The organism is Candidatus Stygibacter australis (assembly GCA_030765845.1).
GTDB lineage: Bacteria > Cloacimonadota > Cloacimonadia > Cloacimonadales > TCS61 > Stygibacter > Stygibacter australis.
On the sequence record JAVCDJ010000139.1, the window covers coordinates 1 to 3,399 of the forward strand.

Consider the following 3,399-nt stretch of genomic DNA (forward strand, 5'->3'; position numbering starts at 1 on the left):
CCCTATTTTCGGAGACTAAATAAGTATTGTAATATAAAGGGGATTAGGCTGATAACTGTAAATACGCCTAAATTGCCAGCATATGAGGCGATGGTGCCGGAGTGTTATAAATTTGCACTAATGGAGATTGTGGAAGAGATGGAAACCCGGGATGATAAATTTTATTATTTAGATTATACAGGTATGGGTCTTAGCAGTGAATATCTGCGAGATGCTGATCATCTTAATTATGAAGGAGCTAAATTATTCAGTGAAATATTTTATAAAAAAATGCAAACAATAATTCAAGGAGAACATTATGACAATTGAATTTCAGAAGGATGGGAGAATAGGCATTATCAAGATCATAGGAAGATTGGATGCCTCAAATGCACGAGAATTGAAAGATAACTTTGTGAAATATCTCGAGGAGACGATTTATTTCATTATGGATTTTTCTGAATTGGAATTTATCGACAGTACAGGACTGGGGGCAGTAATCAGCGCGTTCAAGCATGCATCAGAGGTCGATGGTGACGTGTATATAGCTAATCTTCAGCCCAAACCCCGAATGGTATTTGATATAACCCGGGCATATCGGATATTTGATGTTTACGAAGATGTGGATACTGCTCTGGAGGCAATGCAGGAAAAAAAGAAGTAATTTTCACTTAAACCTGAATGAAATGCCTAATATATTCGCCTCCCAGCCATTCAAAGTGGGTGCAGGATTTTTTTCCAGGGATCAATCCCTACTTCTTGAAATATCTCAATAAACCCCTACTGGAATTTTATATCGATTTTTGTGTAATGCTGGGTGTAAATGAGGTACGCGTAATCAATCATGAAACAGCATCGGAGCTGGAAGAATATTTTGGAGATGGTACTCAGTGGGGGATAAAATTAACATATAGCTTTGCCAAACCGGAAGATAATCTGGAACGAATTGTTTCCAAAAACCGGAAATTCTGTGAAAAAGGAATAATGATCATCTATGGTTATCAATTCATCAAATATAATAAGCGCAGTTCAGATTACCAGCTAATTGATAAGAACAAAATGAGCTGCATTTCAGAAGGTAACTGCTATTTGTATTATTTGCCGGAAGTGGTTGATATCAGGGAAACAGACTTCAAAACAATACCCGAATTAGACAATCCTGAACTGGGGGCAGAATTTATTAATTCAATTCGAAAGTACTATGAATTGAATATGGGAATGATCACCAAATATCGTGAAAATTATGTATTACCGGGTTATAATAATGAGGACGGCGCTTATCTAGGTAAAAACATCATTGACAAAAAATCGACCAAATATAATAAACCTATTGTATTAGGTAATAATGTTCAGATTCAGATGAATACTCTGATCGGTCCTAATGTAATTCTGGGAAATAATGTCATAATAGATCATTCAACCCAGATTACTGATAGTATTATTTATGACCGGTCATATATTGGCAGTGAATTGGAGATTATAAATAAAATTGTATATCGAAAGAGGATAATTGATCCTATAAGTGAGGAAGTGATGCAGATAGTAGATAGTTTTCTGGTTTCAGATATTCAAAATAATCTGATCGAGAATTCTATTTTGCGATTACTTTATGGCTTTTTTACTTCTATATTAATAATTCTCACTACTTTACCTTATGCCCTATTATCATTTCTTTGTGTGATCTTTGGAATGAAGTCAACCAGTAAAAAGTATTTTTTGGATAAGCATGGAAAGGCAGAAGCACTACCTGTTTTTAATCTACCGGGATATAATATATTTAAAAGGTTTTTCTTTAGATTTTCTTTGGATCTATACCCTCTGTATTTCAAAGTGCTAAGCGGCAAATTATCCTTAGTGGGAGATCAACTGATCGCACAGGAAGCTAATGGGATCAAATTACTAATGGAGCTGCCAGCCTATTTTCCGGGGATATATAATTATCCTGGAAGTATGCTTCATAATAGCTGTCATGAGAATTTTATCAATGATGAACTGGAATATATCCATACGCGTTCTTTTTTGTTTGATATGAGAGTGATCATCGAATTCTGGATAAGCAGATTATTCAGTGAATGGCGATCAATTGCATTATACCTGGGAGAAGATTGTGAATTTGATAAATGATTTGCGGGATTATCTGAAAAATAACCAGTTAGGCTGCTATGTGATCAGCTTTGATCCGCTTATCATTACTACCTACTGGCATGATTTTTTGCAGAATAAGAATAAACTGCAAAAAGTATTACCTCAGAATGATCCTGTCTGGTTCATTTTTCAAGTTGGGTATTATAAATCTCCTGAAGCCAGTCAAGAGATCAAGTCTATCATTTCAGAAATTTCTCAGGAAAAGCCTGACTGGAACTTCTGGTTTTTGAATAATTCTGAAGAAGAAAACGACAGATTTAATGAGCTGGGATTAAATTCACGGTTTATCAATCAAAACGCTTTTCTGGATGAAAATCGTTATCATATTCTGGATAATGATCATAAATATGACGCCATTTATCTGGCTCGATTCACGCCGGTAAAACGTCATTTTCTGGCAAAAAATATAAAAAAGCTACTCTTAATTGGGTCATTTAAACCGGACGAAATAGATTATTATACTCAATCAAGAGAAATTCTGAAGCACGCTGCTTATAAAGAAAAAGTGTGGGGTACTCAAGTATCAAACTATATGAATATGGCACAGGTTGGATTGTGTCTTTCTGATCTGGAAGGTGCTATGTTCGCGAGCACAGAATACCTTCTTTCGGGATTACCGGTGGTATCAACACCTAGTTTGGGTGGTCGAGACATCTATTATCAGGAGGATTATGCAAAATTAGTGGAACCTGATGCAGAAGCGGTATCAAAAGCAGTATATTACTTCATAGACAATATGCCGAACCGTGAGCAGATAAGAGATAAAGTATTGGAAATAATCAGGATACACAGGGAAAAGTTCATTGATTTGATTCAGGAGATATATGATCACACGGAAACAAGGCGCAGCTTCAATCAAGAATGGCAGAATGTGTTTACCCACAAAATGGGATTACGTTCCCGTATTTCGTTTGATAGATTTCGTAAAAATATCCTTAGAGATTCGCTATCTCTAAAACCTCCAAAGTAGGCTTTTATGGATGAAAATTTTATTCCTTTAGAAGAAACTTCAGCTAATTCGTTATTTAAATTTGATAAGCGAATTATATTGATTACTATCCGCAGGAAGATAATCTTTATTTTTGCTGTCTCATTTGTAACTTTTATGCTGTTTGGTATTTATGCAAAAATCAATAAAATTGACATGTGGACTGCAACGGCGATGCTTGTGAAATATGATAAGCGCATGACTGCTACAAAGAATATCCCGTATTTGTATCAGGATATGAATGCCAATACAATTATGGAGTCTTTTTATAGACGTAATAATCTGGT

The 3,399-nt window shown here is 35.3% G+C and carries 5 protein-coding genes; all 5 read left to right on the plus strand.

Features of this window, described 5'->3' with window-relative positions:
* On the plus strand, window positions 1–309 hold a 309-nt coding region (locus RAO94_07030; protein MDP8322085.1), incomplete at its 5' end, for a hypothetical protein.
* Complete coding sequence (locus RAO94_07035; protein ID MDP8322086.1) at window positions 299–643, plus strand: STAS domain-containing protein; 345 nt, start codon at window positions 299–301, stop codon at window positions 641–643. The genes RAO94_07030 and RAO94_07035, both read left to right, overlap by 11 nt.
* Window positions 644–660: 17 nt before the next feature.
* The gene (locus RAO94_07040; protein MDP8322087.1) at window positions 661–2,103 is read left to right on the plus strand and encodes an NDP-sugar synthase; all 1,443 of its coding nucleotides are present in this window, start codon (window positions 661–663) and stop codon (window positions 2,101–2,103) included.
* Window positions 2,087–3,094 (plus strand): glycosyltransferase, encoded by a 1,008-nt coding sequence (locus RAO94_07045; GenBank protein ID MDP8322088.1) that lies wholly within the window; start codon window positions 2,087–2,089, stop codon window positions 3,092–3,094. The genes RAO94_07040 and RAO94_07045 overlap by 17 nt, the downstream gene beginning before the upstream one ends.
* 6 nt (window positions 3,095–3,100) lie before the next feature.
* Window positions 3,101–3,399, plus strand: a 299-nt coding sequence (locus tag RAO94_07050; GenBank protein MDP8322089.1) for a hypothetical protein, incomplete at its 3' end; no start/stop codon positions are given.

What these genes read in the sequence shown, in the direction of transcription:
- RAO94_07035 (MDP8322086.1), top strand. Translation starts at nt 299, where the DNA reads ATGACAATTGAATTTCAGAAGGATGGGAGAATAGGCATTATCAAGATC.
- RAO94_07040 (MDP8322087.1), top strand. Translation starts at nt 661, where the DNA reads ATGAAATGCCTAATATATTCGCCTCCCAGCCATTCAAAGTGGGTGCAG.